Source organism: Corallococcus exiguus, assembly GCF_009909105.1.
Classification (GTDB): domain Bacteria; phylum Myxococcota; class Myxococcia; order Myxococcales; family Myxococcaceae; genus Corallococcus; species Corallococcus exiguus.
The window spans coordinates 519,819-538,010 of sequence record NZ_JAAAPK010000003.1; the positions used below are offsets into that span (position 1 = coordinate 519,819).

Sequence of the window (18,192 nt, forward strand, 5' to 3'; positions counted from 1 at the left end):
ACATCCTGACGCGGCGAGCCAACCTCCAAGGTCCTGAAACCCGGAGCACACGCGTGTGGAACGCGTGTTGCTCAGGGGATGGGGACCCATGCGCCCCGTCCCCCACCCCCTGTCGCGGTTTCTGGTGCTCACGGCCCTGCTGACCGCGCTGCCGGCGGCGGCGGGCAAGATTCAAATCACCGAGGACGCGGTCCTGAACGTGGACGTGCTGCTGCATCCGCAGATGCAGCTCGTCAAGGACGGCGCGCCTACGGGTGGCGTGGGGACGGACTTCTTCCTGCGCCGCGTGCGGCTGCTCGTCTTCGGATCCATCACGAAGAAGCTGTCGTTCTTCATCGACACGGACCAGCCGAACTTCGGCAAGAACGGCGACTACAGCCCCGCCTTCTACATCCAGGACGCCACGGTCGCGTACGAGTTCGCCGACAAGACGTGGGTGGAGGCGGGCTTCATCCTCGCGCCGCTGTCGCACCACGCGTTGCAGGGCGCCATCGCGCTCCAGACGGTGGACTACCACTCCGACCTCATCCGCTACCCGCCAGGCGTGGGCAAGGTGTGGCGCGACATGGGCGTGCAGGTGCGCGGCTTCGCGGGCCCCTGGACGTACCGCGCCGCCATCCTCAACGGCGTGGAGGGCGCGAAGCTGGAGAATGGCCAGACGGTCAACGCGGACGACCTGCCGCGCGTCGTGGGCACCGCGCGCTACAACGTCTGGGGCCAAGAGTACGACCAGTTCCTGCGCGGCATCTACTTCACGGACCAGCCCATGCTGTCGTTCGGCGTGGGCGGGGACTACCAGTACAACGCCATCGCCACCGCCTCCGGCATCCACTCCGCGGTGGCCATGGCGGCGGACGTGTTCCTGGACATCCCCATCGGCGACAACCAGGAGTTCGTCTTCCAGAGCAACGTCTTCTCCTGGCAGCAGGGCTTCGACAACGTGCGCAGCGGCACCGGCTTCTTCGTGGAGCTGGGATACCGCATCGGCATCGTCGAGCCCGTCTTCAGCAGCGAGTACTTCAACGGGCGCGTGCCGTCGACGGACCTGCTCACGTTCAAGCCCGGCCTCAACCTCTGGTTCCAGAAGCACACCTTCAACCTGAAGACGGAGGTGGCCGTGTCACGCGTGGGAGACATCGCCCACACGACCACGGGCATCACCGGCACCGCCCAGCTCCAGCTCTTCTACTGAGGACTCCATCCATGGCCACCGACACGGATTCGCTCTTCCAGCCCAAGGAAGCCTTCCGCCGTACCGCGCACGTGCAGAGCCTGGAGGAGTACCAGCGCCTCTACCGTCAGAGCCTGGACGCTCCGGACGCCTTCTGGGGCGAACAGGCCCGGCAGCTCACCTGGTTCCACCCGCCGGAGTCCATCCGCGAGGTGAACGAACAGGCCGCCGACTTCGCCTGGTTCGTGGGCGGCAAGCTCAACGTGACGGTCAACTGTGTGGACCGCCACGCGAAGGCGCGCCCGGACAAGGCCGCCATCCTCTGGGCCAAGAACACGCCCGGCGAGTACGAGACCATTACCTTCCGCGACCTCGCCCACCACGTGAACCGTCTGGCCAACGTGCTCAAGGCGCACGGCGTGCGGAAGGGCGACCGCGTCATCGTCTACCTGCCCATGATTCCGGAGCTGGTGTACTCGCTGCTGGCGTGCGCGCGCATCGGCGCGGTGCACTCGGTGGTGTTCGCGGGCTTCTCCGCGGACTCGCTGCGCGAGCGCGTGCTGGACTCCGGCGCGAAGGTCGTCATCACCGCCAATGAAGGCCCGCGCGGCCCCAAGAGCGTGGCCACCAAGGCCATCACCGACGAGGCCCTGGACGGCCTGCCCCAGGTGACGTCCGTGCTCGTCGCGCGCCGCACGCCCAAGGAAGTGCCCATGCGCGAGGGGCGTGACCACTGGCTGGACGTGGAGGTGCGGAAGCACCGCGGCGTCTGCCCTGCGGAGTGGATGGACGCGGAGGATCCGCTCTTCATCCTCTACACGTCCGGCTCCACCGGGAAGCCCAAGGGCGTGCTGCACACGACGGGCGGATATCTCGTCTACGCGAACACGACGTTCCGCTACATCTTCGACACGCAGCCGGACGACGTGCACTTCTGCACCGCGGACGTGGGCTGGGTGACGGGCCACTCGTATCTCGTGTACGGCCCGCTCTCCACTGGCACCACCACGGTCCTCTTCGAGTCCACCCCGACGTGGCCGGACGCGAGCCGCCTCTGGCAAGTGGTGGACGACCTGAAGGCCACCACGCTCTACACCGCGCCCACCGCGCTGCGCTCGCTCATCAAGGAGGGCGACAGCTTCGTCACGAAGTCGTCCCGCAAGTCGCTGCGCCTGTTGGGCAGCGTGGGAGAGCCCATCAATCCGGAGGTCTGGCGCTGGTTCCACGACGTGGTGGGCGAGGGCCGCTGCCCCGTGGTGGACACCTGGTGGCAGACGGAGACGGGCGGCATCCTCATCGCGCCGCTGCCGGGCGCGACGCCCTGCAAGCCCGGCAGCGCCACCCTCCCCTTCTTCGGCGTGGAGCCGGTGCTGGTGGATGAAGAGGGCAAGAAGCTGGAGGGCAACGGCGTCAACGGCAACCTGTGCCTCGCGCGCTCGTGGCCCGGCCAGGCGCGCACGCTGTACGGCCACCACTCGCGCTTCGTGGAGACGTACTACGCGCGCTTCCTGCCGCTGTACTTCACCGGCGACGGCTGCCGCCGCGACGAGGACGGCTACTACTGGATCACCGGCCGCGTGGACGACGTGCTCAACGTATCCGGCCACCGCCTGGGCACCGCGGAGGTGGAGAGCGCGCTCGTCGCCCACGAGGCCGTCGCCGAGGCCGCCGTGGTGGGCTTCCCGCACGAGTTGAAGGGCACGGGCGTGTGCGCCTTCGTCACGGTGAAGCCGGACTTCCTGCGCACGCCAGACGAGAAGATGGTGGGCAGCTTGCGCGAGCAGGTGCGGCACGTGATTGGGCCCATCGCCACGCCGGACCGGGTGGTGCTGGTGTCGGGCCTGCCCAAGACGCGCTCCGGGAAGATTCTGCGCCGCATGCTCCGCAAGATTGCTGGCGGCGAGACGGAGAACCTGGGTGACGCGAGCACGCTCGCGGACCCCGCCGTGCTGGAAGAACTGCTCACCAAGGGCCTGCCTCCGGCCCCGCGCCACTGAAGTCCCCTCGCGGTCCCTTTCACGCTTCGCAAGGAGGAACACCGATGTACGGCAATTCCAAGGACGAGGCGTTGAAGGCACTCGCCGCGCGGCGCTGGCGCGTGGCCGGCGCGCTGACGGTGGCGATGCTGGTCGTCTATCTGGGCTTCATCCTGCTGGTGGCCTTCAACCGGCCGCTGATGGGGCACCAGTTCATGCCGGGGCTGTCCGTCGGCATCGTGCTGGGAGCGCTCACCATCCTCTGCGCCTGGGTGCTGACGGGCGTCTACATGAGCTGGGCCAACCGCAAATACGACAGCGCCCTCGACGAACTGCGCCGCTGAAAGGCCACCCATGAATCCCACGACCGCGGGCACGCAGATTGGCCAGCCCAACACCACGGCCATTGTCTTCTTCCTCCTCTTCGTCAGCATCACGCTGGCCATCACGTACTGGGCGGCGCGCAAGACGAAGACGACGTCGGAGTTCTTCGCCGCCGGTGGCGGCATCAGCGCCGGGCAGAACGGCTTCGCGCTGGCGGGCGACTTCATGAGCGCCGCCAGCTTCCTGGGCATCGCGGGGCTCGTGGCCACGTCCGGCTTCGACGGGCTCATCTACTCCGTGGGCTGGCTGGTGGGCTGGCCCGTGGTGACCTTCCTCATCGCGGAGCCCCTGCGCAACCTGGGCAAGTACACCTTCGCGGACGTGGTGGCCTACCGCCTGAAGCAGACCCCGGTGCGCCTGTCCGCCGCGGTGGGCACGCTCACCGTCGTCGTCTTCTATCTGATTGCCCAGATGGTGGGCGCGGGCAACCTCATCCGCCTGCTGTTCGGCCTCTCCTATGAGACGGCCGTCGTCATCGTGGGCGCGGTGATGATCCTCTACGTGCTGTTCGGCGGGATGATCGCCACCACCTGGGTGCAGATCGTCAAGGCGGTGCTGCTGCTGGGCGGCGCGACGGCGCTGGCCATCTCGGTGCTGTACAAGTTCGGCTTCAGCCCCGCGGCGCTCTTCAGCGAGGCGGTGAACCGCTACGGGCCGGAGGCGCTGGCGCCGGGCAAGCTGGTATCCAACCCGCTGGAGACCATCTCCCTGGGCCTGGCGCTGATGTTCGGCACGGCGGGCCTGCCGCACATCCTGATGCGCTTCTACACGGTGCCCAACGCGAAGGCGGCGCGCACCAGCGTGTTCTACGCCACGGGCCTCATCGGCTTCTTCTACCTGGTGACGTTCATCCTGGGCTTCGGCGCGTCCGTGCTGGTGGGCCGGCAGGCCATCGTGAGCGTGGACAAGGGCGGCAACATGGCGGCGCCCATGCTGGCGGAGGTGGTGGGCGGCACGGGCTTCCTGGGCTTCATCTCCGCGGTGTCCTTCGCCACCATCCTCGCGGTGGTGGCGGGCCTGACGCTGTCGGGCGCGGCGGCGCTGTCCCACGACCTGTGGTCCAGCGTGGTGCGCAAGGGACACGCGCCGGAGGCGGAGCAGCTCAAGGTGGCTCGCATCGCCAGCCTCGCGCTGGGCATCCTGGCCATCATCCTGGGCGTCGTCTTCAAGAACCAGAACGTGGCCTTCATGGTGGGCCTTGCGTTCGCCATCGCGGCGAGCGCGAACTTCCCCGCGCTGCTCCTGTCCATGCTGTGGAGGGGCTTCACCACCAAGGGCGCGGTGGCCAGCATGCTCACCGGTTCCATCAGCGCGGTGCTGCTCATCTTCCTGTCGCCCACGGTGCAGGTGGAGCTGCTGGGCAACGCGTCCGCCCTCTTCCCGCTGAAGAACCCGGGCATCGTCACCATCCCGCTGTCCTTCATCGTCGGCTGGGTGGTGTCGGTGCTGGCGCCAGAGGCGGAGGCGTCCGCGCGGTTCGCGGAGGTGGAGCACCGCATGCACGTGGGCGCCGCGGTCACGCCTCCGGTGACGGTCCCCACGGGCGTGACGGGCACGGTGCCCCCCGGCATCCCGGAGGCACCCCAAAAGATTTGAAGCTGCTCGGCGGTCCTTCACGGCTTCTTCCTCGGAGTGAAGGACAGGGCGGAACCCGGGAGTTTCCAAAGGGGCTCGGGTTCCGCCTTTCTTTTTCGTGACTACTTCCCGCGCGTGAGCGGGAGCACGTCCTGCACGAGTTGAACGAGCACCTTCCCGGGCTCCTCCTCGTGCACCATGTGCGCGGAGTCCTCGAACCAGACGAGCTTCTTCGACGGCGCCTGGACGGTGGCGAACCAGGAGTCCGCGAGCTGCGCGGACGCGGTGCGGTCGTGCCGGCCGTGGAAGAGGATGACGGGCACGGCGAAGCGGTTCTCCTTCGTGAGGCTCAGCTGGGTGATGGGTCCCCAGAAGGCCGCGAGGCTCAGGTCCAGGCCCTCGTCACGCGCCTGCATGTCCTTGTCGGTGACGTCCGGGCTGTAGCGCCAGACCTCCGCGCCGTGCCAGTCCGGCGCGCGCCAGCCGCGCACTTCGTAGTGCATGAGCCAGCGGCGCTCCTTGCCCAGGTTGGCCAGCGTGCGCGCGGGGTCCTTGGGGTCCGGGAACGGGGCAATGGACTCCAGGTCCGCGATGGCCTTCTTGTTGCCGTCCGCCTTCGCCGCGGCGAGCGTGGCCTCGTAGCCCAGGGTCTCGTTCTTCGGCAGGTCCACCACCTGGCCGATGCCCACGTACGCGTCGAACCAGTCCGGGTGCATCCGCGCCAGCTTCACGCCCAACACCGTGCCCCAGCTGTGGCCCACGAGCACGATGCGCTTCTTGCCGTACGTCTTGCGCAGGTACGCGGCCACTTCCTCCGCGTCCGCGACCATGCGGTCCACGGTCATGGTGGGCTTCACCTTGTCCGGAGGAGCGAGGGCATACGTCTTCCCCGCGCCGCGCTGATCCCAGTGCGCGACGGTGAAGTATTCCTCCCATTCGCCCTGGTAGAAGTACGCGGTAGGCAGCGCGGTGAAGCCCGGCCCGCCGTGGAGGAAGAGCAGCAGCGGGTTGTCCTTGTGGCGCCCGCGCACCGAAATCCACTGGTCGATGCCGCCGATGCGCACGGCCTCCGCCTTCTCGATGCCGTCCGTGAGCACGCTGCGGCGGGCCTCGCGCATCACGGCCTGGGGCGTGGGCGCTTCGTCCGCGGCGGCCGGGAGGGCCGCCAGTGACAGGCCGAGCAGGGAGAGGGAGACGTGCTTCGAGGTGTCTTTCAGGGTCCGCATGCCCCTTGAACGGACGACTTGAGTGCCGATTGCATGACACTGGCTGGTAGCGCCCTCCGAAAAGTGTCCGAGGCTGCACCGCAGTCAAGAAGCTGCCGCGTCGACTTCACTTCCACGAAAGATTCAGAGCGGATGCATGCTTCGCTCTCTTCACCTCAAGTCGCAACGCCATGACGCAACACAGCGCTTGCTCTGACACCGTCTAGAGTCTGCTATAGTGCAAGCAATGATCGACTTCGAGAATGCGCTTCGGGAGTGGTCTAACAGGGACCCGCAGTACGAAGTGCTCTGGGCTCAGTGGACATATGACAAGCGACTGGTGTCCCGCGCGCTCCAAGCTGTTGGAGTTCTGTTTCCACACTACAGCCTACACGACGAGTCTCATTCGAATACCATCCTGAGACAGCTTGCGCGCGTTCTCGGCCCTAGCCGAATCGCTCGCCTCTCCCCAACAGATATTTGGCTACTGCTTGAGGCAGCCTATCACCACGACATCGGAATGGTCGTGCCTGACGCACGCAAGCGGGCGTGGTGGAGCAATCAGCCCTTCAAAATCCACCTACTCCAACTAGCCGAATCTCACGATCCGGACCTACGAAGAGCAGCAAGGACGCTATCAACGCGCACGTTCGAAAGCCTTGGGGACGAATGGCCGTTTGAGGTCCAGCGGGCTCTGCTTCTGGCTATGGCTGACTATGCGCGCAAACAGCACCCAGCAATGGCTGAAGAAATCGTCGAGACCCCAGCACGCATCTCGCTCGACTCACCCCGCATCCTAATTCCCAGGCGTCTATTTCAACTTCTCGCATTAATTTGCAGACACCATGGCAGCTCTTTCGAGAAGACGCTGGAACTTCCCGGCCGCGAGTCGGGATATGGCACCGACGAGGCCCACCCACGATTCGTCGGCTGCATGCTCAGGCTCGGAGATCTCCTCGACCTAGACGATGGGCGCTTCTGTCCGACACTGATAGGAACCATGGGCCGACTGCCTCCCTCCTCAAGGGCCCATGAACGCAAACACGCATCTATTCGACACCTCCTCGTGAGCCCGAAAATCATTGAAGTCGAAGCGGTTTGCGAGAGGAAAGATGTCGCCGCATATGAAGAAACGGAACGCTGGCTTTCATGGCTACGTGACGAACTGAAGAACCAGGCGGCACGTTGGGCTGAAATCGCGCCCACTGAAGACTTCGGCACCCTTCCCAGCGTAGGCAGAATCACCGCCAAGATTGAGGGCCACATCACTATCGGAGAGGGCCGTCTGCCTCGCTTCGAAGTCGAGCGCGACTCCATTATCAAGCTAGTCCAAGGCGCAAACATCTACGAGAGGCCAACCAGCTTTATCCGCGAACTACTCCAGAATGCAGTAGATGCTACGCTGCTACGCTGTTGGAACGACCATCACAGCGAAATACTGGAATGGGAGAAGGATCTCAAAAATCAGGATAAAGCACTCGACAACCTACGAGGCATACTCAAGAACTATCCCATCCAAGTCAAAGTCACCAACCCTAAGAAAAGATCAACCATTTCCGCCCCCAAAGGACGTGACGACTATCGCTTCAAGGTCGTGATTGAAGACAAGGGATGGGGCATTTCACGCCAGGACATCCATTACCTTCAGCAGATTGGCGGGTCGAGCAAGAACCAGCGCAAGCAGTTCCGGCGCATTGACATGCCGGAATGGATGCAGCCCTCAGGCGTCTTTGGCATCGGACTCCAAAGCGTCTTCCTCTTCGCGCAACGTGTAGTAATCACTACGCGGCCGGACGATTCACCAGAAATCCTGCGAATTACGCTTCGAAAAGGTTACCGAGGCAGCGTAGGCCAGATCTTGGTCGAAGAATTGGATCAGCCTCAGGCGAGACTGGAGATTGGAACCACCATAGTCTGTGAAATCAACATGCCTTCCGTCCCCAAGGCAATGAAGCACCCCTTCGATTCGCCGGAAATCCAAGCAGCATTTTCCGACTTCGATCCGGTAAAAGACTCAACGCTCTTATACAAATTCGCCCTAGCCAAGGATGAGGTGCGAAAATTCGCGAACGAAAGCCTCTGTCAACTAAGCCTCAACGGAATAACACTGACCTCCACTCCGTCTCTCACCGGCACAACCCCCCAAGAACAATCATCAATTGAAGACTCAAGGTACTTTGACAAAAAGACAAATATAGAGATAATTTTCGCCAACCCGAACAGGGGAATTTTTGTTTCACTTTTCTACCGAGGTGCACCTCTCGCCAGAGAGTTTCAGTCCATATCAGACATCCTGTCGTTTGATGTCGATCTTCATTTTGGCGGCGCCGACAAGTTCCTTGGCTTAAGCAGGGATAACGTCCGCCCCGACAAGAAGGCTTGGCTCAACCGCAGAATCAACAAGGCTCTCCTCAACGTATTTCCTCGATACTACGAAAATCTTCGAGCCCAAGCCGAGAAAAACGACTCAGTCAACGCAGACGAGCTTGGAGCTGCTTCACTTTTCGCTGAAGTCAATGGAAAACACTTCAAGCCTCATCTGATCTCCCACCAAGAGTGGCAGAGCCTGGACTGGATCGACGGAATTTCGCTGGGAGATTTGGTCAAGTTCGACATTATCGAACTCAGAGAAACGGGAGATTATTCCTCCAAACATCGCCTAGAAATGTCTCACGACGAAAACATATCGACCTGCAAAATCACCACATCACCAACAGTTAGCGATTGGCTCTGGCAACTACTGAGCCTCAAACACCAGCCCACGCTGATTGCGGCGCACGCAAACCACGCTGCGCACTATCGATTCCACCGCGTATCAGGGCAACTCCTGGCCCCGCTGCCAGACGACGCCGCTTTACGTTCGGCCCTCCAGCTTATTGTGCATCCAGACCGGGGCATGGGTTCTCGAAACACACTCCCTTGCCCCCGAGGGTTTGAGTTACTCAGGATCGAGCGCAGTCCTCCATATGTGAATCAGATTCTATTCCGGCTACCCCTGAGGATTGTCTGCCCATTTACAATCAAGCCAAGCGGTGAAATCAGCGTGCCAAATATCGTGGACGCAGTACGCTGGACTGCAAGGAACGCCGCAGACGAATCTATTCAATATACAGCCAAGCCCCCTTCAAAGAGCACTCTCGCCTTGATCTCAAGCAAAATGCTTGAGCTCATTGAGCATATAAACCGCCTAATGGATAACGCTTGGTCAAGCAGGAGGGCCTACGATCTTGAACAGATTCGCAGAGAACTGGGAAATGCGTTCGGCCCCGAGGCCATCAAGCCAAGCATTCCCCAGCACCCTTGAGTTTCTGCATCATGGATTAAGCGGAACCGTCGTTGAGTACAGATCCCCCCATAGCATAACAATCTCTAGCTAATATCGATGCAAGTGAGGCGAGGGCGTTACACAATACTCTTGGACGAGGAAGATGAAGCGGATGTCATTCCTCCTCTCGTCAGGGATGCTAAGTCGGAGCAATAGGCTCCGTAGGCTGCGGGGCCTGTGAATTGCATGTCCAAGCAGAGCCCTGCGCGCGCCTGCACACGGTCATCTTCGAAGCGGATACTCCGTCGGCAAAGGCGTTCGACGTGGTCTTCCTATGGGTCTTCGTGTTCAGTGTGGCGGCCGTGGTGCTGGGGGAGTGCCGCGCAGGTGCGCGCGGGGCATGCCCTGCACGTCGCGGAGTAGGGCTTCACCGCCCTCTTCGCGCTGGAGTACGTGCTGCGGCTCATCGCGGCGCGCCAGCCGCTGCACTACGCGCGCAGCTTCTTTGACATCGTGGACCGAATGGCGCTGTTGCCTTCGTTCCTGAGCGTGCTGTTCTCGGGAGCGCAGATGCTGCTGATCATCCGCGTGCTGCGGCTCTTGCGCGTCTTCTCATCCTCAAGCGGGTGCACCTGCTGGGTCAGGCGATGGATACGCCTCCCGCGCTCATTGCCTGGACGTGGGTCAGGGACGGGTGCGCAGCGATTCCTGGAGCGACCGCATCGGCCCCTGATCCACGCGGATGCGTCCTCGCGTGGGGAGGTCCAGGTCCAGGAGGGTGAACATCACGGCGGTCAGGATGACCACGAACAGGGTCCAGGAGAGGACCCCGCGCACGCGCGCCTCCGGCCGGTAGCCCAGGAGCACGCCGGAGCCGAACATCCCGATGAGCAGCAGGGCGAGGATGGTGGGCGGGATGAGGTTGTGGGCAGCCGCCAGGCGCTCGTCGGAGACGTCGAACACGTCATTCATCGCCTGGGTGACGAGGATGAGCACGGGGGCCTCCACCTGGGGCGCCAGCGCCTCCAGCCGCGCCCAGAGCTCCGACTGGAGCGACTCCGACTCCTGGAGCAGCTTCGCGAAGACGGCTGGCTCATTCGCGACTTCGTGCCCCTCCAGGCGAAGGTCGGTGTAGCGGCGCAGCCAGGCGCGCGTCTCGCCGCGCGAGGGCTCGGGAAGGAAGCCGAGGCGCAGGTAGAGCGTGCCGATGGCGTTCGCCTCCTTCACCACGAGGGCGCGGCGCAGCGAGTACCGGTCCGCGGCCATGGAGAAGGAGAAGGCCAGCAGGAGCGCCACCAGCCCGAGCACCGACGCCTGGAGCGCCGACACGTCGCCGAGCTCCGGCCTCCGGTGACTGAGCCGGTAGCCGGCCTCCAGGCTCAGGAAGAGCAGGCCCATCACCATCAGGGCGAGCAGCCGCACGGGGAGGACGTCGAGGATTTCCATCATGCGCCGGAGCCGCTCCGCGCCATGGACAGGGCGGATGGGAACGTCAGGCCGGGAATCGGCCCTGGCAACGCGGCCGCCGGTCCAGGGCACTGGGATGCTGTTGAACGTTCCCAAGGGGATTGCGCCTAAGCTGCGCGGCCTGTGGACCGCCCCTCCGAACAGAGCCCCCCGAGCGGCTTTCGCGCCCGCCTGCACACGGTCATCTTCGAAGCGGACACCCCCGCGGGGAAGGCGTTCGACGTAGCGCTCCTGTGGGCCATCGTGTTCAGCGTGGCGGCGGTGATGCTGGAGAGCGTCTCGCAGGTGCGCGCGGAGCATGCCCACGCGCTGCACCTGGCCGAGTGGATCTTCACCGTCCTCTTCGCACTGGAGTACGCGCTGAGGCTCATCGCGGTGCGCCAGCCGCTGCACTACGCGCGAAGCTTCTTCGGCATCGTGGACCTGATGGCGCTGTTGCCGTCGTTCCTGAGCGTGCTGTTCCCGGGCGCGCAGACGCTGCTGGTCATCCGCGTGCTGCGCCTGCTGCGAGTCTTCCGCATCCTCAAGCTGGGGCACCTGCTGGGTCAGGCGGAGGTGCTGCTCACGGCGCTGCGCGCGAGCCGCCCGAAGATCATCGTCTTCCTGGGCACGGTCTTGAGCATCGACGTCATCATGGGCGCGGTCATGTACATGGTGGAGGGCGAGGCGAACGGCTTCGACAGCATTCCCCGCTCCATGTACTGGGCCATCGTGACGATGACGACGGTGGGCTTCGGGGACATCACGCCCAAGACGGTGACGGGGCAGTTCCTCGCGTCCATCCTGATGGTGATGGGCTACGGCATCATCGCGGTGCCCACGGGCATCGTGTCGGTGGAGCTCGCCGCCGCTACGCGTCAGCCCCTGAATACACAGGCGTGTCCGGGTTGTGGCGCACAGGGTCATGACGTGGATGCGCGCTTTTGCAAACGCTGCGGCACGGCATTGGACTGGGCCCCCTCGCAGACCACCGGGTGAATCTGTCTAGGATGGCCCGGCATGGCCCGCGCCATCGACACGCCCGAGCTGGACGAGGAACTGCTGGTCCACCAGTTCCCCGACATCAACCGCAAGGCGGTGGGCGCGTTCTACACGCCCGCGCCCATCGTGGAACGCACGCTCGCGCTCGCGCTGTCACGCCTGGGGGATGGGCCGCTCACCGTGGTGGATCCGGCCTGTGGCGCGGGGGCCTTCCTCGCCGCCGCCGCGCGGCACCGTCCGGACGCGAGGCTGTGCGGTCTGGAGCTGGATGCTGGCGTCGCTCGTCTGTGTCAGGCCCGCGTGCCGGGTGCGGACGTGCGCGTAGGGGACGCGCTCCGGGGAGGCCTGGAGCCACTGCTCGCGGAGACGCCGGAGGGGCACGCGGAGTTATGGGTGGGCAACCCGCCCTACAACGGCACGTCCGCGGTGCTGAAGGACGCGGCCTGCTACGCGCGGCTGCGAGCCCTGGTGCCGCTGGAGATGCCGCCGGGCACGAGCCTCCGGGACGACTTCGCGTTCTTCCTGCTCGTCGCCATGAAGCGGCTGACGGCCCGGCCGGGAGTGTTGGCCTTCATCACACCCGCGAGCCTGCTGGAGTCGTTCATCTACGCGCCGCTGCGCCATGCGCTGTTGCAAGCGCTCCACCTGCGAGAGGTGGTGGACCTGGGCCCAGGCATCTTCACGGGCACGCAGGTGCGCACGTGCATCACGGTGTGGACGTCGCGCTCCAACGCGGACGCCTCCGCGCCCCACTACGAGCACAAGGGCGTGGGCCAGTGCTTCACGCCCGAGGCTCCCGAGTGGAGGCTCTCCCCCATCGCGCAGGAGGCCGCCGCGCTGGACGCGGACTGGCGGGCGCGGGGCGAGCTGCTCACCACGCTCATCCCGGTGAGCCTGCCCGGGGTGAAGACTCGCTTCGACGAGCTGCTGGTGGACGCGGACCGGGAGCGGCTGCTCGCGCGCCTCCGGGCCTTCTGCGCCGCGACGCAGGACACGCTGGAGGACTTCGCGCGGGAGCACGGCCTGGAGCCCGCGCTGTTGCCCAAGCTGCGCGCGCTGAAGCAGGGACCTGAGCTGGAGGTGGACGCAAGCCACATGCGCCCGTTCTTCCGCTACGGCGGCGCGAGGCACCGGGGCGCGCTGCCTCCGGAAGCGAAGGCGTTCTGCTACCTGGACCGGCGGCTGATTCCCCGGGGAGACCACCGGCTGCGCGGTCCGTATGATCCGCACGAGGAAGCGGTGAAGCTCCTGTTCAACGTGCGCGAACTGCCCCTGTCCGCGGCGCTGCTGGAGGAGCCCGGCTGCGTGCACGACCACCGCCACGCACGGTTCGCGCCGCTGTACGTGCCCCAGCGTGTGCGGGACGACGGCCTGGGCATCACTCGGGGCGCCAGGTCCCGCGAGTCCCTGGGCCCGCTGGTGCCGAACCTGTCGCCCCGGGGAAGCGCCTGGGCGGAAGGCCTGGGTGGCCCGGAGGCGGCGTTCCGCGCGGTGATGCGCTTCCTGAACGGGGCGCAGGTGCAGCGCGTGTGGGCGCCCGCGTTCGGTGCGTCCCGAGTGGTGCCGGTGCCATTGGACGGCCCGCTGCCGGAGTGATGACTCCCCATCACCTGATGAATGCGGGGGTGGACATTCCCCTGCGAAGGACGCGGCGGGTGGGTAGTGTCCAGCGCCGCTGGGTAACCCAATCCCTGGAGTCTTCGAAACATGATGATCCGTTCCCTGCTGGTTGCCGCCGCCCTCCTCTCCACGCCCGCCCTGGCCCAGGACGCCGGGACGCCGGCCCCCGCGGACGCGGGCGCGAAGCCTGCCCTCAAGAAGGGCGAGACGGTGAAGGCGACGCTGAAGGACGCCCAGGGCAAGGACGTGGGCGAAGTGACGATGGAGCAGGCGCCCAAGGGCGTGCTGGTGCGGGGCACGCTGATGAACCTGCCCGCGGGCGAGCACGCCTTCCACATCCACGAGACCGGCAAGTGCGAGGCGCCGGAGTTCAAGACGGCGGGCGGCCACTTCAACCCGACGAAGAAGCAGCACGGCGCGCTGTCGCCCAAGGGCCAGCACGCCGGTGACCTGCCCAACCTCTACGTTCCCCAGGACGGCAAGGTGCAGTTCGACGTGTTCCTCGCCGACCTGAAGGTGAAGTCGCTGCTCGACAAGGACGGCTCCGCCGTCATGGTGCACGCCAAGCTGGACGACTACCGCACCGACCCCACCGGCGACGCCGGCGGCCGCATCGCCTGCGGCGTGGTGGAGAAGGCGGAGTAGTCACCGCATCACGGCCGAGGCCTGTTCATCAGGCCTCGGTCCGCACCACCTCGCCATGGGCCATGGCTCGAGGCAGCCCCGTGCGGACCAGGGCAGGAGGAATGACCATGCTGCCTTCCGCAGCGGTCAGCTCATGGAGCCACCACGACACCATCATGACGAACGCCAGGGGCTGGATGTCCTGGGGACCGGTTCCGACGCGCTCGTAGTAGGGCGCCAGCATGTTCGTGGCATCGAGCACCCACGTGGGCATGCCCCGCCCCTTCACCTGGGCTGGCGCCCAGCCATAGAGCTTGTCCGGCGTGATTAGCAGGAAGAACTCGCCTCGCGGCCGAAGGTCGACAGCCTCCAGGTTGATCCAGTAACCCGCCGCCCATTCGCGGGTCGTGCCTGGCTGAGCCCTGACATCGGCCTGGACCTTCGCCTGCCCGGACCGGTCACGGACCGTGAAGTCGAAGCCCGACATGGCTACACGTACCCGAACCGCCGCCGCGCGAACCACTCCGCGCCCAGGAGCGCGATGAGGGCCACCAGGTAGTACCAGCGGTCCCACAGCGGCTGGTCCTTCGCGCGCCCCACCTCCACCACCGGCGGATCCAACAGCGGCACGTCCGGCATCCCGTCCTGCGGCAGCTTGTACGCCTTGCCCTCCGTGACGCTGGCGATCTGCTCCATCAGCGTCGGCCGCACCGACGCGTCCGACAGCTCCGGACCCACCGCGCGCACCGCCACCGCGTCCTCGCCCTTGCCCAGGTCCGTCTCGCCCTTCTTCGCGGACGCGAGCAGCTTGTACGGCCCGGGCGCCGGCGGCGCGAACTCCAGCCGCACCACGCCGTCCGCTCCCGTCGTGCCCGTCTGCACCGCCACCGGCTTCTGCGTCGCCACGGAGAACAGCTCCGCCCGCACCTGCGCGCCGTCCGCCGGCTGGTAGTCCGCCATCCGCGCCTGCACCACCACGCCCACCGGCCGCCCCGGCTCCACCGACGGCGGATCCGCCGTCACCTTCAGCGTCGTCAGGTCCGGATCCCTCACCAGCCACCGCAGCGCATTGCCCCAGAAGCGGTCATATGCCCGGTTCGGCGAACCATCCCGGTGCGCCGTGAACGCCCACGACCACGTAGCATCCGTCGCCACCACCATCGCCCGGCCCCGCCCGTAGTCCCACACCGACACGAGCGGCGCGTTCTTCCCGTCCACCGTCATGAACGGGTGGTCCATCAGCACCGTCGCGCCCGGCCGCGCCCGCGTCAGGTTCGCGCCCGGAATGGGCAACAGCTCGCCCCACGTGGCCTCCGTGCTCGCCGCACCTGTGCCAATGGACGTCACCGGATGCCGCAGGCCCTCCGGCGTAAGGCGCGGCTTGAACGGCTCCGCGTTCGCGGGCCCCGCGGCCTCCACCGGCAGCGCCTCCATCAGCGTGGGCATCGACGCGCGCCCTTCGCCCAGCACGCTGTCGCCGCCAATCATCACGAACGCGCCGCCCTCGTGGATGTAGCGCTCCAGGTTGCGCTCGTACTCCGCGATGGACAGCGAAGGGTCCGAGTAACCGAAGTTCTGGAAGATGACGACGTCGAACGTGTGCAGCTTCGTGTCGAAGATCTCCTCCATGGGGAACGGGATGAGCGACAGCTCCCGCTCGTTCGACACGCCCGTGTCGTCCGACAGCGTGCGCAGGATGTAGAACGACACCAGGTCCACGTTCGCGTCCTGCTTGAGCAGCCCGCGCAGGAAGCGCTCGTCCCACGACGGCCGCCCCACCACCAGCAGCACGCGCACGCGGTCGCGAATCACCTTCAGCGTGAACGAGCGGCTGTTGTTGTCGCTCACCGCTTCATCCGGGAACGTGGGCACCGTCACCGTGTAGACGAACCGCCCCGTCTGGTCCGGCGTGAACGTGAAGGACACCGGCTTCACGTCGTCGCCGGTGGTCATCTTCACCAGCTTGCTCGCCACCGTCTTGCCCTCCTGGCTCAAGACGACGGGGATGTCCTGCCCGGAGAACCCGCGGCCGTGGATCTCCACCTCCACCGTCAGCGAGTTGCGCACGAAGGCGAAGTCATCCACCTTCAGCCCCTCCACCGACAAATCCTTCAGCGCCTCCTGGCCCACCAGGAACGTGGACACCGGCACGCCCAGGTCCGTGAGCGCCGCACGCGCCCGGCCCACCGCCCCGGCCTTCAATTCCGTGTTGTCCGCGCCATCGCTGAACAGCAGCACGCCGGACAGCTTGCGCGACCCCTGCCCTCCGGACGCCGCGGACCGCAGCGCCGCGAGCAGGTCCGTCGTGCCCGCCCGCGCGGGCTCCTGGGCCAGCTGCGCGGCCGTCACCGGCGCCAGCTCCGGGTCCACCCCGTACACCTCCACCGTGAAGCGGTCCTGCCAGGACGCGAACGTGGGCGCCGCCTTCTCCAGGAACGCCGCCACCTGCGCGCTGCGCGTGGGCCCGCCCGGCTCCGACGGGAAGTTCATGGACGCCGAGCGGTCCACCAGCACCGCAACCCGGTTCTTCATCCGCGCCACCTGCAGGTGCCGGATGCCGGGCTCCAGGAGGAAGAAGAACGCCGCCACGCCCGCGCCCAGGCGCAGGCCCCACAGCAGCAGCTTGCGGCCCCGGGACGGCTCGCGGCGCACGCCCCACGCCGCCAGCGCGATGCCCAGCACCAACCCCACGCCCAGCAGCACCAGCGCCCAGACAGGCAGCGGCGACAGGCTGACGAGCTTCCACGCGTTGAAGGACGGGGAGTTCATTCGAGGGTTCGCGCGAGGAAACGCTCTTTCAGCGCCGCTTGTTGAGGATGAGGGGCAGGTGCACCGCGTCGTCCTTGTAGTCCAGACAGAGCGCGTACATGCACAGGTTGATGCCCAGGCGGATGGCCAGCTCGCGCTGCGGCTCGCCGCCCGGGGACACGTCGAACTCGTAGTCGCCGGACTCGCTGCGGCTCCACGCGCCCGCCACGTCGTTCTGCGAATAGATGACCGCCGCGCGCTTGCCCACGCTCGCCACCAGCGGCAGCGGCTTGTGCAACAGGCGCCCCGGCGCTGCGTCCAACAGGAAGAAGGACTTGAAGACGACGTGCGTGCTCGGCGCCTCCTTCAGCGGGCTCTGCGGCAGCACGCGCGCCATCTCCCGGCGGAAGCTGGCGTCGAAGCCGTCCCCATCGCTGCCGTCGTTGGCGTCCCCGAACACGAAGCCGCCGTACGTCAGGTAGCGGCGCAGGTTGGACACCTCCGCGTCGGTGAGCGGCGGGAAGGCCCCGTCCCCTCCGAAGTAGAGGAACGGGTACTCGAAGAGGTCCGGGCTGTTCAGCGCGAACGGGCGCGCGTCCGGCACCACCTCCACGGACGTGCGCCGCTGCAGCTCCCACGCAAGGCGGCGCAGCCCCGACAACCGGCCGTCCCAGCGGCCCCCATGCCGGGCCACGGCGGGGATGAAGCGGCTCTTCTCACCGAAGGCGGCCGCACGCCGGGACAGCAGCGGGACGAGCGCGGACGTGGCGAGCAGGAGGTTTCGACGGGAGAGGGGCCGCACAGGCATGGGGACCTGCTTATACCGTCGGCGGGTGCCTGCATTCCCTGGTATAGACGCGCCCCATGGCGAAAGGCGGACAGACGCCCCCGGAGCCCGGAGGCGGCCCCCAGGCTCCCGGCACCCTCCCAGGCTCTGAAGACGTGCGCGCCGCCTGGGCCCGCAAGGACGCGGGTGACGTGGCCGGCGCCCGGCGGGACGCACAGCGCATCCTCGCGGGCAGCCCTTCTCCGGAAGACCGCGAACGCGCGGAAGACCTGCTGCGCGCCACGGAAACGCCCCGCGCCCTCTACGGTTACGCGCTCCTGGGCGCCGTCATCCTGGCGGTGCTGCTGGGGCTCGCCTTGACCCGCTATTCCTGACGGCCACAGTCGCTA

At 66.2% G+C, this 18,192-nt stretch carries 14 protein-coding genes and 1 pseudogene; 10 read left to right on the forward strand and 5 right to left on the reverse strand.

Annotated features, from left to right (window positions below):
- The first annotated feature begins 88 nt into the window (after positions 1-88).
- Genes GTZ93_RS13570 through GTZ93_RS13585 form a run of 4 tightly spaced genes read left to right on the forward strand, consistent with a single transcriptional unit; the run spans position 89 to position 5,127 of the window.
- Positions 89-1,192, forward strand: coding sequence for a porin family protein (locus tag GTZ93_RS13570; protein ID WP_139916901.1), 1,104 nt, complete (start codon positions 89-91; stop codon positions 1,190-1,192).
- 11 nt (positions 1,193-1,203) lie between these two features.
- On the forward strand, positions 1,204-3,168 hold the full coding sequence (gene acs, locus GTZ93_RS13575) for an acetate--CoA ligase (protein ID WP_139916899.1): 1,965 nt from the start codon (positions 1,204-1,206) through the stop codon (positions 3,166-3,168).
- Between the two features lie 44 nt (positions 3,169-3,212).
- The gene (locus GTZ93_RS13580) at positions 3,213-3,491 is read left to right on the forward strand and encodes a DUF485 domain-containing protein (RefSeq protein ID WP_120577525.1); all 279 of its coding nucleotides are present in this window, start codon (positions 3,213-3,215) and stop codon (positions 3,489-3,491) included.
- 10 nt (positions 3,492-3,501) lie between these two features.
- The gene (locus tag GTZ93_RS13585; RefSeq protein ID WP_139916898.1) at positions 3,502-5,127 is read left to right on the forward strand and encodes a sodium:solute symporter family transporter; all 1,626 of its coding nucleotides are present in this window, start codon (positions 3,502-3,504) and stop codon (positions 5,125-5,127) included.
- A 101-nt stretch (positions 5,128-5,228) separates the two neighbouring features.
- On the opposite strand, the gene GTZ93_RS13590 is transcribed toward GTZ93_RS13585, so the two are convergent.
- Positions 5,229-6,332, reverse strand: a complete 1,104-nt coding sequence (locus GTZ93_RS13590) for an alpha/beta fold hydrolase (RefSeq protein ID WP_139916896.1) — start codon at positions 6,330-6,332, stop codon at positions 5,229-5,231.
- A gap of 226 nt (positions 6,333-6,558) precedes the next feature.
- Here GTZ93_RS13590 and GTZ93_RS13595 point away from each other — a divergent pair, with 226 nt between their 5' ends.
- Both GTZ93_RS13595 and GTZ93_RS43250 read left to right on the forward strand, forming a co-directional pair.
- On the forward strand, positions 6,559-9,615 hold the full coding sequence (locus GTZ93_RS13595) for an HD domain-containing protein (RefSeq protein WP_139916894.1): 3,057 nt from the start codon (positions 6,559-6,561) through the stop codon (positions 9,613-9,615).
- Positions 9,616-10,029: 414 nt separating this feature from the next.
- Positions 10,030-10,173, forward strand: a pseudogene (locus GTZ93_RS43250) (ion transporter); the annotation flags it as partial.
- A gap of 87 nt (positions 10,174-10,260) precedes the next feature.
- Here GTZ93_RS43250 and GTZ93_RS13605 read toward each other — a convergent pair.
- Positions 10,261-11,025: a bestrophin-like domain gene (locus tag GTZ93_RS13605; protein ID WP_139916892.1), complete on the reverse strand. Its 765-nt coding sequence runs from the start codon at positions 11,023-11,025 to the stop codon at positions 10,261-10,263.
- Positions 11,026-11,166: 141 nt separating this feature from the next.
- Here GTZ93_RS13605 and GTZ93_RS13610 point away from each other — a divergent pair, with 141 nt between their 5' ends.
- The 3 genes from GTZ93_RS13610 to GTZ93_RS13620 all read left to right on the forward strand — a co-directional run bounded on the left by GTZ93_RS13610 (position 11,167) and on the right by GTZ93_RS13620 (position 14,289).
- Complete coding sequence (locus GTZ93_RS13610; protein ID WP_126934715.1) at positions 11,167-12,021, forward strand: ion transporter; 855 nt, start codon at positions 11,167-11,169, stop codon at positions 12,019-12,021.
- Between the two features lie 21 nt (positions 12,022-12,042).
- On the forward strand, positions 12,043-13,620 hold the full coding sequence (locus GTZ93_RS13615) for an N-6 DNA methylase (RefSeq protein ID WP_139916890.1): 1,578 nt from the start codon (positions 12,043-12,045) through the stop codon (positions 13,618-13,620).
- A 111-nt stretch (positions 13,621-13,731) separates the two neighbouring features.
- Positions 13,732-14,289: a superoxide dismutase family protein gene (locus GTZ93_RS13620; protein WP_161662805.1), complete on the forward strand. Its 558-nt coding sequence runs from the start codon at positions 13,732-13,734 to the stop codon at positions 14,287-14,289.
- A gap of 28 nt (positions 14,290-14,317) precedes the next feature.
- On the opposite strand, the gene GTZ93_RS13625 is transcribed toward GTZ93_RS13620, so the two are convergent.
- Genes GTZ93_RS13625 through GTZ93_RS13635 form a run of 3 tightly spaced genes read right to left on the reverse strand, consistent with a single transcriptional unit; the run spans position 14,318 to position 17,824 of the window.
- Entirely contained in the window at positions 14,318-14,755 is a 438-nt protein-coding gene (locus GTZ93_RS13625; RefSeq protein ID WP_139916886.1) for a hypothetical protein, read from the reverse strand.
- A gap of 2 nt (positions 14,756-14,757) precedes the next feature.
- Entirely contained in the window at positions 14,758-17,037 is a 2,280-nt protein-coding gene (locus GTZ93_RS13630) for a glutamine amidotransferase (RefSeq protein ID WP_120577533.1), read from the reverse strand.
- Positions 17,038-17,065: 28 nt separating this feature from the next.
- On the reverse strand, positions 17,066-17,824 hold the full coding sequence (locus GTZ93_RS13635; protein ID WP_121754641.1) for a DUF4159 domain-containing protein: 759 nt from the start codon (positions 17,822-17,824) through the stop codon (positions 17,066-17,068).
- A 56-nt stretch (positions 17,825-17,880) separates the two neighbouring features.
- Between GTZ93_RS13635 and GTZ93_RS13640 the strand changes: the two genes are divergently transcribed.
- A complete protein-coding gene (locus tag GTZ93_RS13640) occupies positions 17,881-18,177 on the forward strand; it encodes a molecular chaperone DnaJ (RefSeq protein ID WP_120596237.1) in 297 nt (98 codons plus the stop codon).
- The last annotated feature ends 15 nt before the right edge of the window (positions 18,178-18,192 follow it).